The following is a 23011-nucleotide window of genomic DNA, read 5'->3' on the forward strand; positions in this document are numbered from 1 at the left end:
GGCGCGTCCGTCCCACCCCTGCCGCGGCCGGCGACAGGGGTGGGACGGCGGGACGTGGTCAGTTCCCGGCGGGGCCCAGGGCGACGGTGTGGGTGGAGGTGTAGAACTCCTGCGCCGCCTTGCCCTGCTCACGCGGGCCGTAGCTGGAGTCCTTCTCACCGCCGAACGGCAGGTAGAAGTCGACGCCGCTCGTCGGGTTGTTCACCTTGACCAGCCCGCTCTCCAGCCGGGAGGAGACCTCCAGCGCCCGGTCCAGGTCGCGGGTGTAGACCGCGGAGGCCAGGCCGTAGGGCACCCCGTTGGCCAGCGCCACCGCCTCGTCCACCGAGCCGGCGTCCTGCACCAGGCAGATCGGCCCGAACACCTCGTCGCAGGCGAGCACGTGACCGGCGTCCACCCCGTCGACCAGCGTGGGGGCGGCGAACCACCCGTCGCGGTCGAGCGCCTGCCCGCCGGTGAGCACCCGGCCGCCCGCGGCGGAGGCCACGACCCGATCGCGGGCGGCCTCGTCGATGACCGGCCCGACGGCGGTGCCCGGGTCGGCCGGGTCGCCGACGCCGAGCTTGGCGACGGCGGCGACCAGCGCCTCGCGGACCTCCTCGGCGTTGCCCACGGTGATCACTCGCTTGGTGGCGGTGCACTTCTGCCCGGCGTACCCGAACGCGGCGGCGGCGATCTGGGCGGCGGCGGCCTCAAGGTTGGCGTCGTCCAGCACGATGCTCGGGTTCTGGCCGCCCATCTCGGCCTGCACCGGGACGCCCCGGCTCACCGCGGCCATGGCGACCTTGCGGCCCACGGCGGCCGACCCGGTGAAGGAGATCACGTCGGCCGCCTCGATCAGCGCCGCGCCCTCCTCGGCGTCCCCGGGGACGACCTGGAACACCTCGTCGGGCAGGCCCAGGAGCTCGGCCAGCCGCAGCGCGGTGCCGAGCGCCTGCGGGGCGGGCTTGAGCACGACGGCGTTGCCGAACGCCAGGGCCGGCGCGGCCTTCCACAAGGGGATGGCCAGCGGGAAGTTCCACGGCGTGATCAGCCCGGCGACGCCGCGCGGGCGCCTTCGGGTGTAGGACAGCCCCGCGCCGGACGGCTCGTGCAGGGCGCCCACCGGGTCGAAGACCTGCTGGGAGTAGTAGCGCAGGATGGCCACCGCGCGGGCCACCTCGCCCCTCGCCTCGGTGATCGGCTTGCCGACCTCGCGGACGGCGAGCGCGGCCAGCTCGGCGGCGGCGCCGGCGCCGGCCTCGGCGGCGGCGGCCAGCGCGCCGCTGCGCCCGGCCGCCCCGGCCCCGGCCCAGCGTCTCTACGCGGCCATCGCCCGGCGCACCGCCTCGGCGACGCCCTCGCCCCCGGCGGCCGCGACGCTCGCGACCACGTCGGCCGGGTTCTGGGGGGACCGGCTTTCGACAACACCCATCGTGAATCCCTCTCAACGTCAGCGGGTGGTATCCCGCTCTACGGAAACCTAGTCCACGTCACCGACCGAGCCGATCCGGGCCGCGGCCCCCGCTGGAGGCGCTCACCCGTGTCCCCGCCGTCACAGGAGGAAGCCTTCGGGGAAGGGGTCGGCGGGGTCGAGGAAGTGCTGGGCGGTGCCCGTCAGCCAGGCACGGCCCGTGATGGTGGGGACGACCGCCGGCAGGCCCGCCACCTGGGTCTCCCCGACCAGCCGCCCGGTGAACCGGGTGCCGATGAACGACTCGTTGACGAAGTCCTCCCCGAGCGGCAGCTCGCCGCGCGCGTGGAGCTGCGCCATGCGGGCGCTGGTCCCCGTCCCGCACGGCGAGCGGTCGAACCAGCCGGGGTGGATGGCCATCGCGTGGCGGGACAGCCGGGCGTCGGAGCCGGGGGCGACGAACTGGACGTGGTGGCAGCCCCTGATCCCCGCGTCCAGCGGGTGAACCGGTTCGGCGGCCTCGTTGATCGCCGCGGAGACGGCGAGGCCGGCGTCCAGGATGCGCTGCCCATGGGCGCGGTCGAACGGCAGCCCCACCGACTCGATCGGCACGATGGCGTAGAAGTTGCCGCCGTAGGCGAGGTCGTAGGTGAGCTCGCCGATGCCGGGCACCTTGACCGTGGCGTCCAGCGCGACGCTGAACGACGGCACGTTCTGGATGGTCACCGCCCTGGCGGCGCCGTCCTCCACCTGCACGGAGGCGACGACCGGCCCGGCCGGGGTGTCCAGCCGCACGGTGGTGACCGGCTCGGTCACCTCGACCATGCCGGTCTCCACCAGCACCGTCGCGACGCCGATGGTGCCGTGCCCGCACATCGGCAGGCACCCCGACACCTCGATGAACAGCACGCCGTAGTCGGCGTCCGGCCGGGTGGGCGGTTGCAGGATCGCGCCGCTCATCGCCGAATGCCCGTGCGGCTCGTACATCAGCAGTTTGCGGATGTGGTCCAGATGCGCCATGAAGTACTCGCGGCGCTCGGCCATGCTCGCGCCGGGGATGACGCCCACTCCCCCGGTGACGACGCGGGTCGGCATGCCCTCGGTGTGCGAGTCGACCACGTGGAAGATCTTCTTGGTCCTGGCCACGACGTCACCGCAGCCCTTCGGCGAGCGCCTTCTCGGTCGCGGCGCGGACGACGGCGTCCTGCTCGGCCGTCAGTGGCACGCGCGGCTGCCTGCACGGGCCTCCGTGCCGTCCGGCCAGGTCCATCGACAGCTTGATGGCCTGGACGAACTCGGTCTTCGCGTCCCAGCGCAGCAGCGGGTGCAGCGTGCGGTAGAGCGGCAGCGCGGTGGCCAGGTCACCGGCGACGGCGGCCTTGTACAGCGCCACGCAGGAGGACGGCAGCGCGTTCGGGTATCCGGCCACCCAGCCTCTCGCCCCGGCGAGCGCCAGTTCCAGCACCACGTCGTCGGAGCCGATCAGCAGGTCGAGGCCCGGGGCCAGCTCGGCGATCTCGTAGGCCCGCCGCACGTCCCCGGTGAACTCCTTGACCCCCGCGATGAGCCCCTCGGCGTACAGTTCCGCCAGCAGCGAGGGGACCAGGTCCACCTTGGTGTCGAAGGGGTTGTTGTAGGCCACGATGGGCAGGCCCGCCTTGGCGACCTCCCGGTAGTGCGCGAGCACGGCGCGCTCGTCGGCGCGGTAGGCGTTCGGGGGCAGCAGCATCACGACCTGGCACCCGGCGTCCCTGGCCTGCTCGGCCCAGCGGCGCGCCTCGGCCGCGCCGTAGGCCGCCACGCCCGGCATCACGCGGTCGCCGCCGATCGCCGCCACCGCGGTCTCGACGACGCGGGCGCGCTCCTGCGGGGTGAGCGTCTGGTACTCCCCGAGCGAGCCGTTGGGCACCACCCCGTCACATCCATGCTCGACCAGCCGGCGGCAGTGCCCGGCGTAGCCGTCGAAGTCGACGCTCAGGTCGTCGTGGAGCGGGAGCGCGGTCGCCACCATCACTCCGTGCCAGGGCTTCTCACGGGTCGTCATCGGGGGTCCTCTCCTCCTGGGTGTCCTGCGAGATCGCCCAGCCGCACGGGCTGGGCGATCGGCCGCCGCGGCGCCTCCGGGTCCTCCCCCGCCAGGCGCGCCACGGCGTAGCCGCAGACGCGGCCCTGGCACCAGCCCATCCCGGGGCGGGCCAGCAGTCTCATCGAGCGGGCGTCGTCGGCTCCGAGATCGGCCGCCTGCCTGACGCGGGCGTAGGTGACCTCCTCGCAGCGGCAGATCAGCGTGTCGTCCTCAAGCCAGCCCTTCCACCCGTCGCGGACGGGATAGGCCGCCTGCAGCGCCGCGGCGAAGGCCGACAGCCGGTCGCGCCTGGCCGGCAGCCCCGGCACGGGCGGCACCCTGCGGCCGAGGTCGGCGGCGGCGGCGCGCCCGGCGATCCAGCCCTCCACCTCGGCCAGCTCCGCCCCGCCGACGCCGGTCGGCTCCCCGGCCGCGTACACGCCGGGCACGCTGGTGCGCATGCCCGCGTCCACCGCGACGACGGGGGTGCCTTCGGCGTCCGCGCGGGTCGCGCATCCGAGCTGGGTGGCGAGCTCGATCTGCGGGACGAAGCCGTAGCCGACGGCGAGCGCGTCGCAGGCGATCGTGCGGCGGCGGCGCGGCGCCCAGTCGCGGTCCAGGTCGGCGACCGTGACGTGGGTGAGCTCGTCGTGCCCGTGGGCGGCGATGACGGCGTGCCGGCCGAAGTAGGGGATGCGGTGCCTGGCAAGGCGGCGGCCGTACCCGGCGGCCTCGGCGAGCTTGCCGGGATGAGCCGCGAGGGCCGCGGCGGGGCCGAGGCGGCCGTTGGCCTCGAACACCCCGGCGACCCGGGCTCCGGCGGCGGCCAGCCCGGCCGCGACCGGCAGCAGGAACGGGCCGGTGCCGGCCACGACCACGTCGCGCCCGGCCACCACCAGGTCGCCCTTGAGCAGCGCCTGTGCGCCTCCGGCCGTGAACACTCCGGGCAGGTCCCAGCCCGGGAACGGCAGCGGCCGGTCGTGCGCACCGGTGGCGATCAGCAGCCGCCGGGCCGTGACGGACTCCCGCCGCTCATCACGGTCGCCCGCCAGGCAGTGCGCCACCATCTCGCCGTCTCCGGCCTCGACCGCCCAGACGCGGTGGCGGAGGCGGACCTCGACGCCACGCCGGGCCAGCTCGGCCGCCAGTGACTGGAAGCGCCCGAACCCGTGGTGGAGCGCTCCGGGGCGCCGCGCGTGGAAGCCCTCGGGCGCGTGCCGGTAGTACTGGCCGCCGAGCCGCGCCCCCGCGTCGATCAGCACGACGCCGAGGCCGGCTCCGGCGGCGGCGACGGCCGCGGCCATCCCCGCGGGACCGGCTCCCACGATCGCGAGGTCCCTCATCCTGTCGTCACCTGGTCTCCCGGGCGCGCCTCGGTCTGGCAGGCGCGCAGAGACGCCTCGCCGTTGACCGTCACCAGGCAGTCGAAGCACACGCCGATGCCGCAGAACAGGCCGCGCGGACGCCCTCCGAAGCGGGTGGTGCGCCAGGACCGGACGCCGCCCGCGTACAGGACGGCCCCGACCGTCTGGCCGGGCACGGCCGTGACCGTGCGCCCGTCCACGGTGATCTCGAACGCGGGCTCCGGCCGCGCGCCCACCAGGTGCCCGGCGTGCGGCGGGGCCGCCTCCGGGTGGCGGGCGCCGGAAGGGGAGGTGCGGGAGTCGTGCGAATCGGTCACGCCGCGAACCTTTCCGGGCGGAAGGGCGCCAGGTCGAGGTCCGGGGCGGCCCCGGTGAGCTGCCCCGCGATCAGGCGCCCGGTGGCCGGGGCCAGGCCGATGCCCGCCCCCTCGTGCCCGCAGGCGTGGTACAGCCCCGGGGCGCGAGGGTCGGCGCCGATCACCGGCAGGTGGTCGGGGCAGTACGGCCGGAAGCCGCAGTAGGTCCTGATGACCCGGCGCCCGGCCAGGACGGGGAACAGCGCGACGGCCTGGCGCGCCAGCGTCTCGAGCACCGGGATCGAGAGGGTGCGGTCGAACCCGACCCGCTCGCGGCTCGCGCCGATCAGCACCGTCCCGGCGGGCGTGCCCTCGATCACGGCGCTGGTCGCAAGGCCCTCGTCGTCGCTCGCCACGTCGGTGACGTACGCGGCGGTGTACACCTTGTGGCGGATCAGCGGGACGCCGAGACGCCCGGCGACGGGTTCGGTGACCAGGATGAAGCCCCGGCGCGGCAACACCGGCAGCGGAACGCCGGCGAGCGCGGCCACCTCGCCGCTCCAGGTGCCGGCCGCGTTGACGACCGCGCCCGCGGGGATGTCCCCCTTGTCGGTGCGGACCCCGGTCACCCGGTCACCGTCGCGTAGGAGGCCGGTGACGGTGACCCGCGTCCGCAGCCGCGCGCCGGGGGCGTGCCGCAGGAGCACGGCGGCGGCCAGCATCGGCTGGACCTGCGCGTCCTGCGGGTAGAAGACGCCCCCCGCGAGACCCGCCGAGATGTGCGGCTCGTATCCGCGCAGCTCGTCCGCGCTCACGGGCGTCCGCCGCACGCCGCGGCGGTCCTGAGCCTCGGCGAGATCGGTGAGCGCGTCGAGCACCTCGCCGGACTCGGCGACGACCAGGCCGCCTTTGGCCTCGAACTCGAACCCGCCGATGTCGGCCAGCTCGCGCCAGAGGCGGTTGGACAGCAGGGCCAGCTCCAGTTCGGGACCGGGCTCCTTGTCGGAGACCAGGATGTTGCCCTCGCCGGCCCCGGTGGTGCCGGAGGCGACGGACCCGCGGTCGACCACGGTGACGCTCAGACCGGCGCGGGCGGCGAAGTAGGCGCAGGCCGCTCCGACGACCCCGGCGCCGATCACCACCACGTCGGACATCTCCACCCCCAGCCCCTCCGAACGATTCAGTAATATGTCACATATCCACCAACCTAATCAATGCCCCCTCCCACCCCGAACCCTCCCCAGAAGCCAACCCGCCGAGCGAAGCGAGGCCAAGCCGCCGAGCGAAGCGAGGCCAAGCCGGCACAGCTCGGGGCGCGGCGGTGTCGTGAGGAGGAGAGAGCGAGTGCGAGGGACGAGCGCTCGTGAACGACGACGAACGGCGCCGCCTCAAAGGCGCCCGAGCCCGCCGAGCGAAGCGAGGCCAAGCGAACAGGCCAAGCAAGCACAGGCCTCGGGGCGGGACCGGTGGTCGCGCCGCCTACGATGTGTGCCGTGACCGCAGCAGACCAGACCCCGGCCGGTGTACGGGACGCCGGGTCCGGCGCCTTCCGCGACCGGGTCCAGGGCCGGGCCCTTGACCTCTTTCATTCCGCGTGGTCGCCCACTCCCGCAACCGTCAGGCGGTGGGCGCTGGTCGCCGTGATCGTCAACGCCGGCATCGCGGTGACCGGCGCGGCCGTCCGGCTCACCGGCTCCGGGCTCGGGTGCCCGACCTGGCCGCGCTGCACGCCCGGCAGCTTCGTCCCGGCCGCGCACGACGCCCACTCGCCCGTCAACATGGCCATCGAGTTCGGCAACCGCCTGCTGACCTTCCTGGTCCTGGCGGTAGCAGTGGCCTGCGTGGTCGCCGTGACGCGGGTGGCGCCGCGCCGTTCCGGCCTGGTGCTGCTGGCGTGGATCCAGCCGGTCGGCGTCGCCGTCCAGGCGCTGTGGGGCGGCCTGGTCGTGCGCACGCTGCTCAACCCGGTCACGGTGAGCGTGCACTTCCTGTTCTCCATCGGCATGATCGCGGCGGCGTTCGCGCTGTACGCGCGGTCGGGCGAGGGGGACGCGCCGCCCCGGCGGCTGGTGCACCGCGACATCCGCACCCTGGGCTTCGTGCTGGTCGCCGCGGTCCTGGTGCTGCTGATCGCGGGTGTCGTGGTCACCGGCACCGGGCCGCACTCCGGCGACGAGGCCGCCTCGCGGTTCGGCTTCGACATCCAGTCGGTGGCCCGGCTGCACGCCGACATCGTGTGGATCGTGGTCGGCATGACCTTCGCCCTGCTGTTCGCGCTGCACGTCACCGACTCGCCGGGCCGGGCCCGCCGCGGCGCGCTCATCTTGTTCGGCGTCGAGCTGGCCCAGGGCGTCATCGGGTATGTGCAGTACTTCCTGGCCGTCCCCGCGCTGCTGGTGGGCCTGCACGTGCTCGGCTCGACGCTGGTGTGGATCGCCACGCTGCGCGTGGTCTATCTCATGCGGTCGCGCGGCCCGGCGGAGCCGCTCGCGTCAGGGGAGAACCGGCTGGACGCCGCCGGCGTCTGAGCCTTCGTGATCCGCATTCCCGTCGCGCGGTGGTCCCGCGCCGCCCGGACGTCACTGCGCTCGCGCTCCGTCCAGCGCCGCGCGTATCTCTGCGCCGTGGTCCTCAGCCTGCTCGGCGTGGCGCCGATGACCTGGGCGTGGCTGTCCAGCGCGCCTTACCGTCTCACCGCCGGCGCCGTGCCGGGGTGGACGCGCGAGGTCCCGGCGGCCCCGGTGGGCCTGGTGCTCGGCGCCGGGCTGTACGGCCGCTCCCCCACGGCGATGCTCGCCTCCCGGCTGGACATCGCCGCGCAGCTGGTCCGCGCGGGCAAGGTGCGGGCTCTGCTGCTGTCGGGTGACAACGGCCGCGCCGGGTACGACGAGCCGTCGGTCATGCGCGACTATCTGATCGCGCGCGGGGTGCCGGGGAGGGTGCTGGTGCTCGACTACGCCGGCTTCGACACCTGGGACTCCTGTGTGCGGGCTCGCGACGTGTTCGGGGCCCGCGACCTGATCGTCGTCACGCAGAACTTCCACCTGCCGCGCGCCGTCGCCCTGTGCCGGGCCGCAGGCCTGGGAACCTTCGGGGTGGGTGACGACTCCGCCGCCCGTTTCCCCGCCCGCACCTATGTCTACGCGGTGCGGGAGTTCGGCGCGACCGCCAAGGGCTTCCTGGACGCGGTCGTGCTGAGGTCGGCGCCGGTCTTCCCCGGACCGCGCGAGAGCTCGCTCGAACGCGCCCTCGACTCCGGCTCCTGAACACGCCCGCCGCGGCTTTGTTTTCGGCGCCGGCGCGAAAGTTTCATCGGCAGGCCTCGCGGCGACGTTCGAGAGCTGCGGCTTCTCGATCGAGGTCCACGGCAGGTGGATCGGCTCTTCGGATCCGGCGGGCCGCCGGTGTATGGTCCCTTCGCGCGCATGGGAGCGCTCCCATAATCTCTGACCTCATCCGTCCGGCCAAGGAAGGTGACGCCTCTCGGCAGGTGCCACGACAACCGCGTATCCCGTCCTGAACTCGGACGCTGCAAACCGTGAGGCGGAAGTGCCTCTCCGCCTCACGGTCCGGCGGCCGGGTTTTCGCATGCCCGCGTCCCGATCCGCCGAACCGGCCCGCGCTCGCGGCCGGACGCGCCGGCCCCCCGACCCGCCCCGACGCGGCGGACGCACCGGACCCACGCCCGCCGGACGCGCTGGACGCGCCCCCCGGGGCGCAAGGAGCGCGCCGGCGGCCGGCGCGCTCCCTCACCCGAGGGCTATCCGCAGCTGACGTCGGTGAACGTCGGCGGCGTGGCCCCGCTCATGGTCGCGAGGAACCCGGCGGTCGCCGTGGCCCCGGGGTCGAGCTTGGGCGCCCACTGAGGAGCGTGGATCATGCCGCTCGGGCCGCTCTGCATCAGGGTCCCGTTCCACGCCTGCGTCATGGTGATGCCGAGCGGCATCATCCATTGGACGTACCACTGGTTGATCGGCGTCGTGCCGGTGTTCTTGATCGTCACCGAGGCCTGGAACCCGCCCTGCCAGCTGTTGGCCAGCGTCACGGTGCCCGAGCAGGCGATCGCCCCCGGCAAGGACGGAGACGGCGTGGGCGTCACCGGCGGCGGCGAATCCGGGGGAGGCGAGCTGGGCGGCGGCGAATTCGGCGGGGGCGAACTCGGGGGCGGTGAACTCGGAGGCGGCGTCGAGGAACCGTCGAAAATGACGTCCGAGCAGCCGTAGAAGGTCTCCTTGCTGTCCGACCGGTACCACACCGAGTAGATGACGTGCCGGCCGCTCTTGCTGGGCAGCCGTCCGGAGAACCGGTAGGCGCCGTTGCTCACCTCGGGCTCGGGATCGGCCGTCAAGAACGGCTGTTCCTCCATGTCGGCCCAGGTCAACGGCATGGTGGGGTTGTAGCCGTCCTTGGTGATGTACAGCTTGAACCCGCCGGGGTGCGGCACCCAGGCTCCGTAGACGAAGTCGAACGTCGCGCCGGGCCGCACCACCGTCGACGGCCAGTCGGCCCTCGGGGCGTCGTAGGCGGCGTACTTGTCGAACCCGCCGCTGCAGAGCTTGCCGTCGGGGATGAAGCCACGGGTACGGCCGGCGCCGTCCGAGCGCAGCACTCCGTACCAGTCGTACAGCGGCTGGGTCCCTCCGGCGGCGACGGCCTGAGCGCAGGCGGGGTTCTTGGGTTTGATCTCGTGGCTCGCGGTCAGCCCGTCGGTGTAGCAGGCGTACGTCCTGCTCGCGGGCGCTTGGAGGGCGCCGTGCGCCAGGGCCGAACGCTGGAGGCCCAACGTCGTCAGCCCGGCGGCCACGACCGCCACAGCGGCGAGTATCGCCACCTTTGCCTTGGTTCTCACGTGTTTCCTCTTCACGTTCGCGGATGCCGCCATGCGGGTCGGCGGTAGGACGAGCACGCGCAGGGGGTCGCCGCTCTGATGTCGTGCTCAGGGCGCGCGCGGCGACGGCGCCGGCCATGCGCTCTCTTCGGCCTGGCCACCCGGAAAGGCGTCGGACGTGGCCACGAACATCCGCGTAACGAGATTGAAACACGAGGCCCCTCGCACGGCAAGGCCGGGCGAGGGGCCGCTCGCGGTCACTACGGCCGGTGGCCGCCGCCGGAGGTGGGGCCCGCGGCCCCGGGCGGGCCCGGCCGGTGCTCCGGGCCGGGGGCGCCGTCCGCCGGATACGGATCGCGGGGGTATCCGTCGCGTGGCGGGTAGGGCGACGCGGAATGCCAGGTGTCGTGCCCGGGGGCGTAACCGGGCGGGGCCATGCCCTTGGCGATCGCGGCCTGGTGCCTCTCGGGGACGGGGAACGCCGCCTTGGCCGCGCTCATGCAGGCCAGCAGGGCCTCCCGCTGGGTCTCGAAGGCGTCCCGGTCGATCACGCCGCGCACGCCGCGCTCGTGAAGCAGGCCCAGCTCGGTCGCGGCGGCCTGGTAGTCGCGCATGGCGTGCAGACCGGCCTGCCCCCCGTAGGCCTTCGCCCACTGACGGGCCTGCCGCCGCCCTTGCAGCGACGACAGCATGTAGACGTCGTAGTCGGTGACCAGCCCGAGCCCGCCGTAGGGCGGCAGGTAGAACTGGATGAGGCCGACGATGCGCTTGCGGTCTTTGACGACCACGCTCAACTCGACGAAGAACAGGATCATCAGCAGCAGGTAGGCCAGGGCCAGCCCCTGGAACCCGACGTAGGAGGTGAAGCCGTTCCAGATGCCGTGCAGGCTGATGGCGGCGACCCAGCCGAGCAGCACCACTCCCCCGCGCACCGGGCCCTGGCGCTGCGCCGCGTAGGCCACCGCGATGCCGATCATCGAGGTGAACAGCGGGTGGGCGAACGGCGACAGCACCCCGCGCAGCACCACGGTCACCGCGAGGCCCTGGAAGCCGTGCTGGTCCTGCGCCATGATGTAGTAGCTGACGTTCTCGCTCATCGCGAAGCCGAGGCCCACCATGCCGGCGTAGATGATGCCGTCGGTCGGGCCGTCCAGCTCCTGCCGCCGCCACCGCAGCAGGCCGAGCAGCACCAGGCCCTTCATCGTCTCCTCGACCACCGGGGCCACGAAGGTCGCCACCAGGTTGTGGGCGCTCGCCGGGTCGTGGGTGGCGATGGTCACGTACCTGAGGTTCAGGCCGTTGAGCACGCCCGCCACCAGCACCGCGACGCCCGCGCCCCACATGAACGCGAAGACCAGGTCCTTGCGGGGCTCGGGTTCCATGCGGTCGAGCCCGAGCAGCGCCGCCAGCAGCAGCGGCACCGGGGCCAGCGCCAGGACGAGCGCGATGAAGAACTGCACCGGCTCGCCGTTGAAGATGTCGAACGAGAACGACACCAGGGCGCAGATGCCGGCCACGACGAGGCCGATGATCAGCCCGACGGAGGGACGCTCCCTCAGCACCCAGCGGGGATCATGGTTCGTCATGCGCGCGAGCGTAATCGACCGGGCACGACCTGTCCGCTCTGTGCTCGCGTCGCGCGCCCGGCCCGCGCCCGCACGGCACGCGTTCCGCGCGCCCGTATGGCCCGCCCCTCGTGATCACTGCACCACCCCGCACACGACCCGCTTCCGAGCAATCAGGTATTCCCGTCGACAAGACCCCCCACACCTGCGGCAAATGCTACATCTTCCGACTCGCCCGGCCGGTGAGCCTCCTCAGGCGACACCGGGATGGTGGCAGGCGACGACGTGCCCCCCGCCGTGGGCCGACGGCTCCGGGTCGACCGTCTCGCAGGGGACGCGCCGGTCGGCCGAAAGTTCCGCGTACACCGGGCACCGGCCGCGAAAGCGGCACCCGGCCGGCCGGGCGGTGGCGCCGGGAGGGTCGCCCGCCAGCAGGATCCGCCGCCGGCGGCGCTCCAGGGACGGGTCGGGGATGGGGACCGCCGAGATCAGCGCGCGCGTGTAGGGATGCAGGGGCGTCTCGAAGACCGCGGCGGCGTCGCCGGTCTCGACGGTCCTGCCGAGGTACATCACGCTGACCCGGTCGGCGATGCGCCGGGTCACCGCCAGGTCGTGCGAGACGAACAGGTAGGCCAGCCCCAGCTCGTCGCGCAGCCGCGCGAGCAGCGCGAGGATCCCGGCCTGCACGGTGACGTCCAGCGCCGACACCGGCTCGTCCAGGACGACGAGCTTCGGCCGCACCGACAGGGCCCGCGCGATGGCGACGCGCTGGCGCTGCCCGCCGGAGAACTCGTGGGGGTAGCGCTCGGCGTGGGCGGCGGGCAGGCCCACCTGTTCCAGCAGGGCCGGCACCCGCGCGAGTGCCTCCCGGCGGGGGACGCCGAGCGTGAGCAGCGGCTCGGCGATGATGTGGCCGGCCGTCATGCGCGGGTCGAGGCTGGCCATGGGGTCCTGGAAGACGATCTGGACCTCGCCGCGCAGCCGCGTCGCCTCCTTGCGGGTGAGCGCGGCCGTGTCGGACCCGAGCACCTTGATCGTGCCCTCGGCGGGGCGGGCCAGCGACATGATCTCGAACAGGGTCGTGCTCTTGCCCGAGCCCGACTCCCCGACCAGGCCGAGCGTCTCACCGCGGCGCACGAGCAGGTCCGCGCCGTCGACCGCGCGGAGGGAGCCGACCTCGCGCCTGAACACCGTGCCCTTGAGCAGCGGGAAGGTCCTGGACAGGCCGGAGACCTCCAGCACCGGGGGCCGGCCGGACAGCTCGCGCGGCGGCGGCGCCTGGTCCAGCCGGGGCACGGCGGCCAGCAGGTCGCGCGTGTAGTCCTCCTTGGGCCGGGCGAAGACGTCCTCGACGGATCCCTGCTCGACCACCAGGCCGTCGCGCATGACCACGACGCGGTCGGCCAGCCCGGCGATGACGCCGAGGTCGTGGCTCACGAAGACCAGGGCCGCCCCGGTCCGGCGGCGGGCCTCGCCCAGCAGGTCCAGGATCTGCGCCTGGACGGTCACGTCGAGGGCGGTGGTGGGCTCGTCGGCCACGATGACCTCGGGGTCGTTGGCCATCGCCATCGCGATCATGGCCCGCTGCCGCATGCCGCCGGAGAACTCGTGCGGGTAGGAGCCGGCGCGCAGTGCCGGGTCGGGAATGCCGACCATGCGCAGCAGCTCGACCGCGCGCCGCCCCGCCTCGGCCCTGGACACCTCGCGGTGGACGCGGACGGCCTCGGCGAGCTGGTCGCCGACCCGCATCACGGGCGTGAAGGCCGACAGCGGGTCCTGGAACACCATGGCGACCCGCCTGCCGCGCAGCGCCATGAGCGTGGACACCGGCGCGCCGATGATCTCCGTGCCGGCCAGCCTGACCGAGCCGCGCACCGAGGCCGAGGGCGGGAGCAGACCCATCGCGGCCAGTGCGGTGACCGACTTGCCCGATCCGGACTCGCCCACGATGCCGAGCACCTCTCCGCGGCGCAGGTCCCAGCTCACCCCCTTGACCGCCTCCTCCTTGCCGAAGGCGACGCGAAGGTCCCATACCGACAGCACGACGTCGTCCGGCGCCGGCTCCCCGGGGGTGAGCGCGGCGGACGGCGCGGCGGAACCCGGCCGGCGGGCACGGCGGGCGCGGCGGGCGGGCCGGGGGGTGGGGTCGACCGCGTCGCGCAGCCCGTCGCCGACCATGCTGACGGCCAGGACGAACACGATGAGCAGGGTCGCCGGGAAGAAGAACATCCACGGGTAGGTGGTGGCGCCGCCGGTGGCCTCGGCGATGAGCGTGCCGAGGGAGACGTCGGGCGGCTGCACGCCGAATCCGAAGTAGGACAGCGTCGTCTCGCTCATGACCGCGCCGCCCACCGCGATCGTGGTGTCGATGATCAGGAACGAGGCCACGTTGGGCAGGATGTGCCGCCCGATCACCCGCGCCCCGCCGACGCCCATGAACTCGGCCGCCCGGACGAACTCGCGTTCCTTGAGCGACAGCGTCATCGAGCGGACGATCCTCGCGCTGACCATCCAGCCGAGAACCCCGAGCAGCAAGGCGAACACCGGCCACCCTGCCCCGCGCAGGGCGGGCGAGATCATCGAGATCACCAGGAAACCGGGGAAGACGAGGAACAGGTCGATCACGAAGCGGACGGCCCGGTCCGTCCAGCCGCCGAAGTAGCCCGCCACGGCGCCGGCGAGGGTGGCGAGGACGGTGGAGAACAGCGCCACCACCAGGCCGATGACGAGCGACTTCTGCAGGCCGTGGGTCACCAGGGCGAAGACGTCCTGCCCGATGCCGTTGGTGCCCCACCAGTGCCCGGCCGACGGAGGCTCCCGGATGGCGGTGAAGTCGATGTCGCCGAACCGCCACCGGCTCAGCAGCGGGCCCGCGAAGGCGAGGGCGAACAGCAGCAGGATGACGGTGAAGCCGGCCGCGGCGCCCTTGGCCGCGGCGAGCCTTCGCAAGGTGATACGGATCACTGGGGTCTTTCTCGGCCTAGGCGTCGCGGACGCGGGGGTCCAGTACGGCGTGCAGCAGGTCGGCGGCCAGGCCGGAGGCCAGGACGACGACCGCGGCGAAGAGGTTGACGGCGACGACCGCGTTGACGTCGTTCTTGCTGACCGCGTCCACGAACCACTCCCCCATGCCGTGCCAGCCGAAGATCGTCTCGGTGAGGGTGGCGCCCGTGAAGATGGCGAGGAAGCCATAGGCGAAGAAGGTCGACAGCGGGATCAGCGCGACGCGCAGCCCGTGCTTGAGCAGGGCCGTTCGCGGCGAGAGCCCCTTGGCGACCGCGGTGCGCAGGTAGTCGGAGCCGAGGACGTCGAGCGTGCTCGCGCGCTGGTAGCGGCTGTAGGTGGCGATCGCGCCGAGGGCGATGGACAGGGTCGGCAGCAGCAGGTGCACGGCGCGGTCGCCCGCCTGGGCGAACAGGCCGCCGGTGAGGCCGGGCGTCTTCTCACCGGTGTAGTTGATGACCTGGCCGAAGGTCTCGTTGATCCAGCGCGCGCCGGTCTTGAGCAGCACGGCGAGCAGGAAGACCGGGGTGGACATCAGGACGAACGAGGTGACCGTCATCACCCGGTCCGAGGGCCGGTACTGCCGTACCGCGCTCCACACGCCGGCCAGGATGCCGATCACGGTGCCGAGCAGGGTGCCGACGAGCAGGAGCCGCAGGCTCACGCCGACGCGCCGGCCGAACTCCTCGCCCACCGAGGTGTCGAAGATCGTCCGTCCGAGGTCGCCGGTGAGCACGTGCCCGGACCAGGTGCCGAATCTCACAAGGAGCGGGTCGTGGTCGTTGATGCCCAGGTGGGTGAGCTGGGCCTCCACGGCCGCGGCCGGGGGCCTCGGCTGGCGGCCCTCGAAGTACGCGCGGGGGTTCAGCGCGGTGGCGGCCACGGCGTAGGAGAGGAAGACCGCGACGGTGAGCAGCGCCAGGTAGTACCCGGCCCGCCTGACGAGGAAGCCTGTCACGCCGCGTTCCTTTTCCCCTCTGATCCGACCCCGGTGGTAAATCTTGTGTAACCCTACCGTTAAAGTCTGTTTTGTTCGCAAACAGCACCTTATGGGAGAAGACGTGACGACAGGTACCCGGCTATGGGCGGTGGCCGCCGCGGCGATGCTCGCGCTCGCGGCCTGCGGAGGGAACGCCTCCTCCCCCGGCTCCGGCGCGCCGGCGACGGGCTCGCCGGGCGCGGCCGGCGACGGCCCGGCCGTCGACGCGGCCGACATCAACCCCCAGCCCCTGGACCGTCTCAAGGACGGCGGCACGCTGCGGATGAGCATCCAGCAGTGGATCACGCAGTACAACAGCCAGCAGGTCGACGGCACGCAGGGCGACGGCGCCGCGATCGTGTCCCTCGTCGAGCCCGACCTGTTCACCTACGACGCCAAGGGCGTCCCCCACCCGGTGCCCGACTACCTGGAGTCGGCCGAGGTGACCTCCACCTCGCCCCAGGTGGTCACCTACAAGCTCAACCCCAAGGCCAAGTGGTCCGACGGCACCCCGCTGAGCTACAGGGACTTCCAGGCCCAGTGGAAGGCGCTGAACGGCAAGGACAAGTCCTACCTGTCCGCCGGATGGCCCGGGTACGACCTGATCGGCAAGGTGGAGCAGGGCTCAGGCCCGCAGGAGGTCAAGGTGACCTTCGACAAGCCGTTCGCCGACTGGCGGCAGACGTTCGACCCGCTGTTCCCCGCGGCCGCCTACGACACCCCGGAGAAGTTCAACAAGGGCTGGCTGGAGAAGGTGCCGATCACCGCCGCGGCGTGGAAGATCGGCTCCTACGACAAGACGGCGCAGACCATCACCGCCGTCCGCGACCCCAACTGGTGGGGCGCCAAGCCCAAGCTCGACTCCGTCGTCTTCCGCGCCCTTGACCCGGCCGCCGCTCTCGACGCCTACCTCAACAAGGAGATCGACTACGTCGCGGCCATCCGCCCGGAGGCCTACGGCCGCGTCAAGGACGACCCGGACACGGCCATCCGCGTCGGCGCCCGCTGGGACGAGGTGCACATCACCCTCAACGGCGGGCGGGGGCCACTGCGGGACCTCAAGGTGCGCAACGCCGTGGAGAAGGCGGTCAACCGCGGCGCCCTCACCGAGGTGGCCTTCAAGGACCTGCCGTTCAAGGCCCGGCCGCTCGGCAACCACTTCTTCATGCCGAACCAGGAGGGCTACCAGGACAACTCCGGCGAGTACGGCACGTACGACCTGGAGGGCGCGAAGAAGCTGCTGGAGGAGGCGGGCTGGAAGGACAACGGCGCGGGACAGCCCCGCACCAAGGACGGCGCGCCACTGAAGCTGTCGTTCGTGATCAGCGCGGACTCCACCTCCCAGCAGGTCGACCAGGCCACGCTGCTGCAGAACATGCTCGCCCAGGCGGGCATCCAGATCACGATCGACAAGGTGCCCGGCAACGACTTCTTCGAGAAGTACGTCAATCGCGGCGACTTCGACCTGGTCTCCTTCCGCAACGTCGACCAGCTCTTCCTGTCGCAGGCGTTCCCCCAGTACCAGAGGCCCGAGGGCGAGAACGTCTACCAGAACTACGGCCGGATCACCTCGCCGGAACTGGTCGGCCTGCTCACCAAGGCGCAGACCACCACCGACCGGGCCGAGGCCATCAAGCTGTACAACCAGGCCGACGCCCTGGTCTGGCGGCTCGGCCACACCATCGAGCTGTACCAGCGGCCCCAGGTGCTGGCCGTGCGCAAGGGCCTGGCCAACTTCGGTGCGAGCGGCCTGTCCTCCGACAACTTCACCAAGGTGGGATGGGAGAAGTGAGACCCTGAGGTCATTCCCCGCCACGGATGACACGATCGGACCACCTGAGCCCTAATATCCGTCTTTGGGCTGTATGTCCGTACGAGACGAGGCGGTAAGGAACGAGTATGACCCGCTTGAACGGCACGCCGTTGACCGACGACTTCGCCAACGGCGGGGTCTCGTTCTGGTACCGGCAGATCGGCGTCCCGGCGCACCGGGCCGCCCTGCCGGGGGCGCGCGACTACGACGTGGCGATCGTGGGCGGCGGGTACACCGGCATGTGGACCGCCTACTACCTGAAGAAGGCGCAGCCGGACCTGCGCATCGCGATCTTGGAGCGGGAGTTCGCCGGGTTCGGCGCCTCGGGGCGCAACGGCGGCTGGCTGTCGGCCGAGTTCGCCGGGTCCCGCGCGCGGCACGCCGCCGCCCGCGGGCGCCAGGCGATGATCGACCTGCAGCACGCGATGTTCGCGGCGGTGGACGAGGTGATCGAGATCACCCGTGCCGAGGGCATCGACGCCGACGTCCACAAGGGCGGCCTGGTGCACGTGGCCACCAACCCGGCCCAGGACCGCCGCCTGCGCGCCGAGCTCGCCGACCTGCGCGCGTGGGGCTTCGACGAGGAGGACATGCGGCCGCTCGGCGTCCGGGAACGTGAGGAGCGCGTCCACGTGGCCGGGGCCCTGTCGGCCGCCTACAGCCCGCACTGCGCGCGCATCCAGCCCGCCAAGCTCGCGGTGGGCCTCGCCCGGACGGTGGCCGCCCTCGGCGTGGACCTCTTCGAGGGCACCACGGTCACCGAGATCCGGCCGCGGACCGGCGCCGGCAAGGAGGGCAGGGCGGCCGCGGTCACCGACCGCGGCACGGTCACCGCCGAGTACGTGATCCGCGCCACCGAGGGCTTCACCGCGAGCATCCGCGGGCAGCGCCGCCAATGGCTCCCCATGAACAGCTCCATGATCGTCACCGAGCCGCTCGGCGAGCAGGTGTGGGAGCGCATCGGCTGGCGGGACCAGGAACTGCTGGGCGACCAGGCGCACGCCTACTGCTACGCGCAGCGGACCGCCGACGGCCGCATCGCCATCGGCGGGCGGGGCGTGCCCTACCGTTTCGGCTCGCGCACCGACGTGCGCGGCGCCACCCAGCCGCAGACCGTCGCGGCGCTGTACCGGATCTTGACCACGCTGTTCCCCGCGACGGCCGGCGCGCGGGTGCAGCACTCCTGGTGCGGCGTGCTCGGCGTGCCCCGCGACTGGTGCTCCACCGTCCATCTGGACCACGCGACAGGCCTCGGCTGGGCGGGCGGCTACGTCGGCAGCGGCGTCACCACGACCAACCTCGCCGGGCGCACGCTGCGCGACCTCGTCCTGCGGCGCGAGACCGAGCTGACCCGCCTGCCGTGGGTGGGCCGGCAGGTGCGCCAGTGGGAGCCCGAGCCGCTGCGCTGGCTCGGCGTGCAGGCCATCTACGCGCTCTTCCGCACCGCCGACCGCCACGAGAACGCCCAGATGTCGCGCACCTCCGCCTACGCCCGCCTGGCCGGCCTCATCTCCGGCCGCTGAGGAAGGCCCGAGGGCGGCCGCGGCCGCCCTCGGCACCCCTCAGCCGCAGTTGCCCCAGGAGTTGCGGCCGCCGGTGGCGATCGCGGCGTCGCGACGGGTGTCCCAGATGGTGCCGGAGTACTTGACGCAGAAGCCCTTGGCGTACAGCTTCACCGGGCCCGCGTAGTACTTGTACTTGCGCCCGTCGGTCTTCTTGTTGGTCCGCACGGGCTCGTCCTTGACCCGCCGCGTCTGAGTGGTCAGGGTGGCGGCGGTGTAGGTCGCCGTGCCGACGTACGCCGTCTTGATGGTGGTGACGCAGTTGTAGCCGGTCCTGCTGTTGTAGAGCAGGTAGACGTAGCCGAACACGTCTCCGGAACTCGTCTTCACCACGCGCTTGCTGTCGGCGACCCGGTGGAACCCCGCGCCGCAGACGCCCTCGGGGCTGCGGACCGAGGCCAGCGCCTGCGCGGGGTTGGCCATGACACCGCCGAGGGACAGCGCCGCGGCGAGGAGAACCGTCTTGGTGGACCTTCGCATCCAGTGATCCTTTCCGAGCCCCCACCCGCCTGCCGGGCGGCGGCCGGCTGATCATTCTGCCGGACGATCCCACAACGGATGACCGTAATAGTCGAATTCGGAAGGCGCGATGGACGCGGGACCGGACGCGCGGAACTCCTCGACGTCAGCGAGCTCGTCCGGGAGGAAGGTCGTCTTTGAAGGCAGGGTCGTCTCAGAGGAGGGAGTCGACGGCCACGGCGAGGAAGAGCAGCGCCAGGTAGGCGTTGGACCAGTGGAAGAAGCGCATCGGACGCAGCGCCACACCCGTCTTGCCGGAGTTCAGGCGGCCGAGCAGCCGGTAGACCTCCCACAGGCACACGGCCCCGAGGACCGCCGCCGCCACCGCGTAGAACGGGGTGGTGCCGGCGACCGGCCACAGCAGCAGCGAGCACAGCACGGTCGCCCAGGTGTAGGCCACGCTCTCGAGCACCACGCGGCGCTCGCCGGCCACCACCGGCAGCATGGGCACCTTGGCGGCGGCGTAGTCCTCGCGATAGCGCATGGCCAGGGTCCAGGTGTGCGGCGGCGTCCAGAAGAACACCACGCCGAACAGCACCACCGGCGCCCAGTCGACCCGCCCGGTGATGCCGGCCCACCCGATGAGCACGGGCATGCAGCCGGCGATGCCGCCCCACACCACGTTCTGCGAGGTGCGCCGCTTGAGCAGCATCGAATAGACGAAGACGTAGAACAAGATCGCGGCGACCGACAGCCCGGCCGCCACCCAGTTGACGGCGAGGCCGAGCCCGAGGGTGGAAAGGACGCCGAGCACGACGCCGAAGACCAGGGCGTTGCGGGGCGTGACCTCCGCCATCGCCAGCGGGCGGCGGCGGGTGCGGCGCATGCGCGCGTCGATGTCGCGGTCGATGTAGCAGTTGAGCACGTTGGCGCTGCCCGCGGACAGGGTGCCGAAGACCAGGACGGCGACGGCGGTCCAGAGCGGCGGGAGACCACGGGCGGCCAGGAACATCACCGGAAGCGTCGTGATCAGCAGCAGCTCGATGATCCGCGGCTTGGTCAGCGCCACATATGCCCGCACGGTGGCGAGCGTCGATCGGCGCGCGGCCGAGAGCGAGGCCGTGGGCGGCTTTGTGGTCAGCACCGTCATGGCGCTTCCAGCGGGTGCGGGGTCAACGCGTAACCTCTGATTAGAGCGGATCCGTGATTGCGGGCATGAGCCAGCGCTTTCGAAGACTCACTGTAGTGCGGGGGGGCCTCGGTCCCGGCATCGGGGGCGAATGCCCCTCGCGCGGGCGCCCCGGCGAGGGGCCCGTCCGCGCTGGTGACCGCCGGTCTTCGCGGCGGCGGCCAGGTTCGCGGGCGGTGGAGCTCTTCGTGTTCCAGCCCGCGTTCTAAGGGCAAGGTTGTATGAACGCGAGCACCATTGTTCCCCGGCCGCATGTCACAACAACGTTGCATCTACGGTGGGGGGAATCGACCCATTAAGGTCCGGTGTTGGGAGCGAAGGCCCACGACCGGACGGGCGCGCGAGCCGAACCGGCGCCAACGACCTATAGGAGATCGAGCAGTTGAGCAGCGAACTCGTGCCAAACCTTGAGTGGAGTGACCTCGATCGGCGCGCCGTCGACGTCGTACGCGCGCTCGCCATGGACGCGGTGGAGAAGTCCGGGTCGGGGCACCCGGGCACCGCGATGAGCCTGGCGCCGGCCGCCTACCTTCTGTTCCAGCGTGTTCTGCGTCACGACCCCTCGGACGCCGCCTGGACGGGGCGTGACCGTTTCGTCCTGTCGGCCGGACACTCCAGCCTCACTCTTTACATCCAGCTGTACCTGTCGGGCTACGGGCTGACGCTGGACGACCTCAAGTCGCTGCGCCAGTGGGGCAGCCTCACCCCCGGCCACCCCGAGCACGGTCACACGCTCGGCGTGGAGACCACCACCGGCCCGCTGGGCCAGGGTCTCGGCAACGCGGTGGGCATGGCCATGGCCGCCCGGCGCGAGCGGGGCCTGTTCGACCCCGACACCGAGGCCGGCGCCAGCCCCTTCGACCACCGCATCTGGGCCATCGCCTCCGACGGCGACATCGAAGAGGGCATCAGCCACGAGGTGAGCTCCATCGCGGGCCACCAGAAGCTGGGCAACCTCAACGTCATCTACGACGCCAACCACATCTCCATCGAGGACGACACCAACATCGCCCTGTCGGAGGACGTCGCCGCGCGCTACGAGGCGTACGGCTGGCACGTGATCAAGGTCGACTGGACCGCCACGGGCGACTACGTCGAGAACGTCGAGGAGCTGTACGCCGCCTACCGGGCGGCGGTCGAGGAGACCGAGCGGCCGACGCTGATCCGGCTGCGCACCATCATCGGCTGGCCCGCGCCGAACAAGCAGAACACCGGCAAGATCCACGGCTCGGCGCTGGGCGCCGCCGAGGTGGCCGCCACCAAGGAGGTCCTCGGCCTGGACCCGGCCAAGGACTTCGAGGTGCCCGACGATGTGCTCGCGCACACCCGCCAGGTGCTCGAGCGCGGCCGTGAGCTGCACGCCGAGTGGAACAAGGGGTACGAGAGCTGGCGGGCCGCCAACCCCGAGCGCGTCGCCCTGTTCGACCGCATGAGCGCCCGCAAGCTCCCCGCCGGCTGGGACGAGGCCCTGCCCACCTTCGAGACCGGCAAGTCGGTCGCCACCCGCAAGGCCTCCGGCGAGGTGCTGAACGCGCTGGCGCCGGTGCTGCCCGAGCTGTGGGGCGGCTCGGCCGACCTGGCCGAGTCCAACAACACCACGATGGAGGGCGAGCCGTCCTTCATCCCCGAGGAGCACCAGACCAAGGCGTTCCCCGGCAACCGCTACGGCCGCACGCTGCACTTCGGCATCCGCGAGCACGGCATGGGCTCGATCCTGAACGGCATCGCCCTGCACGACGGCACCCGTCCCTACGGCGGCACCTTCCTGGTCTTCAGCGACTACATGCGCCCGGCGGTGCGCCTGGCCGCCCTGATGGGCCTGCCGGTCACCTACGTCTGGACGCACGACTCCATCGGCCTCGGCGAGGACGGCCCGACGCACCAGCCCGTCGAGCACCTGTGGGCGCTGCGCGCCATTCCGGGCCTGGACGTGGTCCGCCCGGCCGACGCCAACGAGACCTCGGCCGCGTGGAAGACCGTCCTCGAGCACACCGACCGCCCGGCCGCCCTGGCTCTGACCCGGCAGAACCTGCCGGTGTACGAGGGCACGGCCGACTTCGACAAGGTCGCCAAGGGCGGCTACGTCCTCCAGGAGGCCTCCAACGGGCAGCCCGCGGTGATCCTCATCGGCACCGGCAGCGAGGTGGAGCTCGCCGTCGGGGCGCGCAAGCTGCTGGAGGAGCAGGGCATTCCCGCCCGCGTGGTGTCCATGCCGTGCGTCGAGTGGTTCCAGGAGCAGGACGACGCCTACAAGCAGGCGGTCCTGCCGCCCGCGGTCCGCGCGCGCGTGGCCGTCGAAGCGGGAATCGCCCTGGGCTGGCGGCAGTTCGTAGGGGAGGATGGCGAGGTCGTCAGCCTTGAACACTTCGGCGCCTCCGCACCGTACAAGACGCTGTACGAGCAGTTCGGCCTGACCGCCGAGCGTGTGGCCGCCGCAGCCAAGGGCAGCCTCGCCAAGACCGGGGCCGACAAGGGCCAGACGACCGGAAACTGAG

Annotated in this window: 16 protein-coding genes and 1 pseudogene; 5 read left to right on the forward strand and 12 right to left on the reverse strand. The window is 72.3% G+C overall.

Annotated elements, in window-relative coordinates; genetic code table 11:
- Positions 1 to 58: 58 nt before the first annotated feature.
- From ACFO60_RS18440 to ACFO60_RS18465, 6 genes and pseudogenes are all read right to left on the reverse strand, one after another.
- Positions 59 to 1285 (reverse strand): annotated as a pseudogene (locus ACFO60_RS18440) (aldehyde dehydrogenase family protein); the annotation flags it as partial.
- Between the two features lie 249 nt (positions 1286 to 1534).
- Positions 1535 to 2539 (reverse strand): proline racemase family protein, encoded by a 1005-nt coding sequence (locus ACFO60_RS18445; protein ID WP_380841642.1) that lies wholly within the window; start codon positions 2537 to 2539, stop codon positions 1535 to 1537.
- Positions 2540 to 2543: 4 nt separating this feature from the next.
- Positions 2544 to 3437 carry a dihydrodipicolinate synthase family protein gene (locus tag ACFO60_RS18450; protein ID WP_380841643.1) on the reverse strand — a complete coding sequence of 298 codons (894 nt, stop codon included), beginning with the start codon at positions 3435 to 3437 and terminating at the stop codon, positions 2544 to 2546.
- The gene (locus ACFO60_RS18455) at positions 3434 to 4801 is read right to left on the reverse strand and encodes an FAD/NAD(P)-dependent oxidoreductase (RefSeq protein WP_380841644.1); all 1368 of its coding nucleotides are present in this window, start codon (positions 4799 to 4801) and stop codon (positions 3434 to 3436) included. The genes ACFO60_RS18450 and ACFO60_RS18455 overlap by 4 nt, the downstream gene beginning before the upstream one ends.
- A complete protein-coding gene (locus ACFO60_RS18460) occupies positions 4798 to 5139 on the reverse strand; it encodes a (2Fe-2S)-binding protein (RefSeq protein ID WP_380841645.1) in 342 nt (113 codons plus the stop codon). The genes ACFO60_RS18455 and ACFO60_RS18460 overlap by 4 nt, the downstream gene beginning before the upstream one ends.
- The gene (locus ACFO60_RS18465) at positions 5136 to 6272 is read right to left on the reverse strand and encodes an NAD(P)/FAD-dependent oxidoreductase (protein WP_380841731.1); all 1137 of its coding nucleotides are present in this window, start codon (positions 6270 to 6272) and stop codon (positions 5136 to 5138) included. The genes ACFO60_RS18460 and ACFO60_RS18465 overlap by 4 nt, the downstream gene beginning before the upstream one ends.
- A 339-nt stretch (positions 6273 to 6611) precedes the next feature.
- Here ACFO60_RS18465 and ACFO60_RS18470 point away from each other — a divergent pair, with 339 nt between their 5' ends.
- Together ACFO60_RS18470 and ACFO60_RS18475 are read left to right on the forward strand one after the other, a co-directional pair.
- Entirely contained in the window at positions 6612 to 7646 is a 1035-nt protein-coding gene (locus tag ACFO60_RS18470) for a COX15/CtaA family protein (RefSeq protein WP_380841646.1), read from the forward strand.
- A 6-nt stretch (positions 7647 to 7652) separates the two neighbouring features.
- A complete protein-coding gene (locus ACFO60_RS18475; RefSeq protein ID WP_380841647.1) occupies positions 7653 to 8384 on the forward strand; it encodes a SanA/YdcF family protein in 732 nt (243 codons plus the stop codon).
- 494 nt (positions 8385 to 8878) lie between these two features.
- On the opposite strand, the gene ACFO60_RS18480 is transcribed toward ACFO60_RS18475, so the two are convergent.
- The 4 genes from ACFO60_RS18480 to ACFO60_RS18500 form a co-directional block, all read right to left on the reverse strand.
- Entirely contained in the window at positions 8879 to 9967 is a 1089-nt protein-coding gene (locus ACFO60_RS18480) for a lytic polysaccharide monooxygenase auxiliary activity family 9 protein (protein WP_380841648.1), read from the reverse strand.
- A gap of 239 nt (positions 9968 to 10206) precedes the next feature.
- The gene (locus ACFO60_RS18485) at positions 10207 to 11532 is read right to left on the reverse strand and encodes a PrsW family intramembrane metalloprotease (protein WP_380841649.1); all 1326 of its coding nucleotides are present in this window, start codon (positions 11530 to 11532) and stop codon (positions 10207 to 10209) included.
- A gap of 231 nt (positions 11533 to 11763) precedes the next feature.
- Positions 11764 to 14475 carry a dipeptide ABC transporter ATP-binding protein gene (locus tag ACFO60_RS18490; RefSeq protein ID WP_417765083.1) on the reverse strand — a complete coding sequence of 904 codons (2712 nt, stop codon included), beginning with the start codon at positions 14473 to 14475 and terminating at the stop codon, positions 11764 to 11766.
- A 16-nt stretch (positions 14476 to 14491) separates the two neighbouring features.
- On the reverse strand, positions 14492 to 15472 hold the full coding sequence (locus tag ACFO60_RS18500) for an ABC transporter permease (protein WP_380841650.1): 981 nt from the start codon (positions 15470 to 15472) through the stop codon (positions 14492 to 14494).
- A 103-nt stretch (positions 15473 to 15575) separates the two neighbouring features.
- Here ACFO60_RS18500 and ACFO60_RS18505 point away from each other — a divergent pair, with 103 nt between their 5' ends.
- Entirely contained in the window at positions 15576 to 17285 is a 1710-nt protein-coding gene (locus ACFO60_RS18505) for an ABC transporter family substrate-binding protein (RefSeq protein ID WP_380841652.1), read from the forward strand.
- A gap of 107 nt (positions 17286 to 17392) precedes the next feature.
- Positions 17393 to 18829 carry an NAD(P)/FAD-dependent oxidoreductase gene (locus ACFO60_RS18510; protein ID WP_380841653.1) on the forward strand — a complete coding sequence of 479 codons (1437 nt, stop codon included), beginning with the start codon at positions 17393 to 17395 and terminating at the stop codon, positions 18827 to 18829.
- Positions 18830 to 18868: 39 nt separating this feature from the next.
- Here the strand turns inward: ACFO60_RS18510 and ACFO60_RS18515 are convergent, their stop codons facing one another.
- Together ACFO60_RS18515 and ACFO60_RS18520 are read right to left on the reverse strand one after the other, a co-directional pair.
- Positions 18869 to 19348 carry a hypothetical protein gene (locus ACFO60_RS18515; RefSeq protein ID WP_380841655.1) on the reverse strand — a complete coding sequence of 160 codons (480 nt, stop codon included), beginning with the start codon at positions 19346 to 19348 and terminating at the stop codon, positions 18869 to 18871.
- Between the two features lie 193 nt (positions 19349 to 19541).
- The gene (locus ACFO60_RS18520) at positions 19542 to 20477 is read right to left on the reverse strand and encodes a heme o synthase (protein WP_380841656.1); all 936 of its coding nucleotides are present in this window, start codon (positions 20475 to 20477) and stop codon (positions 19542 to 19544) included.
- A gap of 421 nt (positions 20478 to 20898) precedes the next feature.
- Between ACFO60_RS18520 and tkt the strand changes: the two genes are divergently transcribed.
- Positions 20899 to 23010, forward strand: coding sequence for a transketolase (gene tkt / locus ACFO60_RS18525; RefSeq protein ID WP_380841657.1), 2112 nt, complete (start codon positions 20899 to 20901; stop codon positions 23008 to 23010).
- The last annotated feature ends 1 nt before the right edge of the window (position 23011 follow it).

The organism is Sphaerisporangium dianthi (assembly GCF_042654065.1).
In the GTDB taxonomy this organism is placed as follows: Bacteria; Actinomycetota; Actinomycetes; order Streptosporangiales; family Streptosporangiaceae; genus Sphaerisporangium; species Sphaerisporangium dianthi.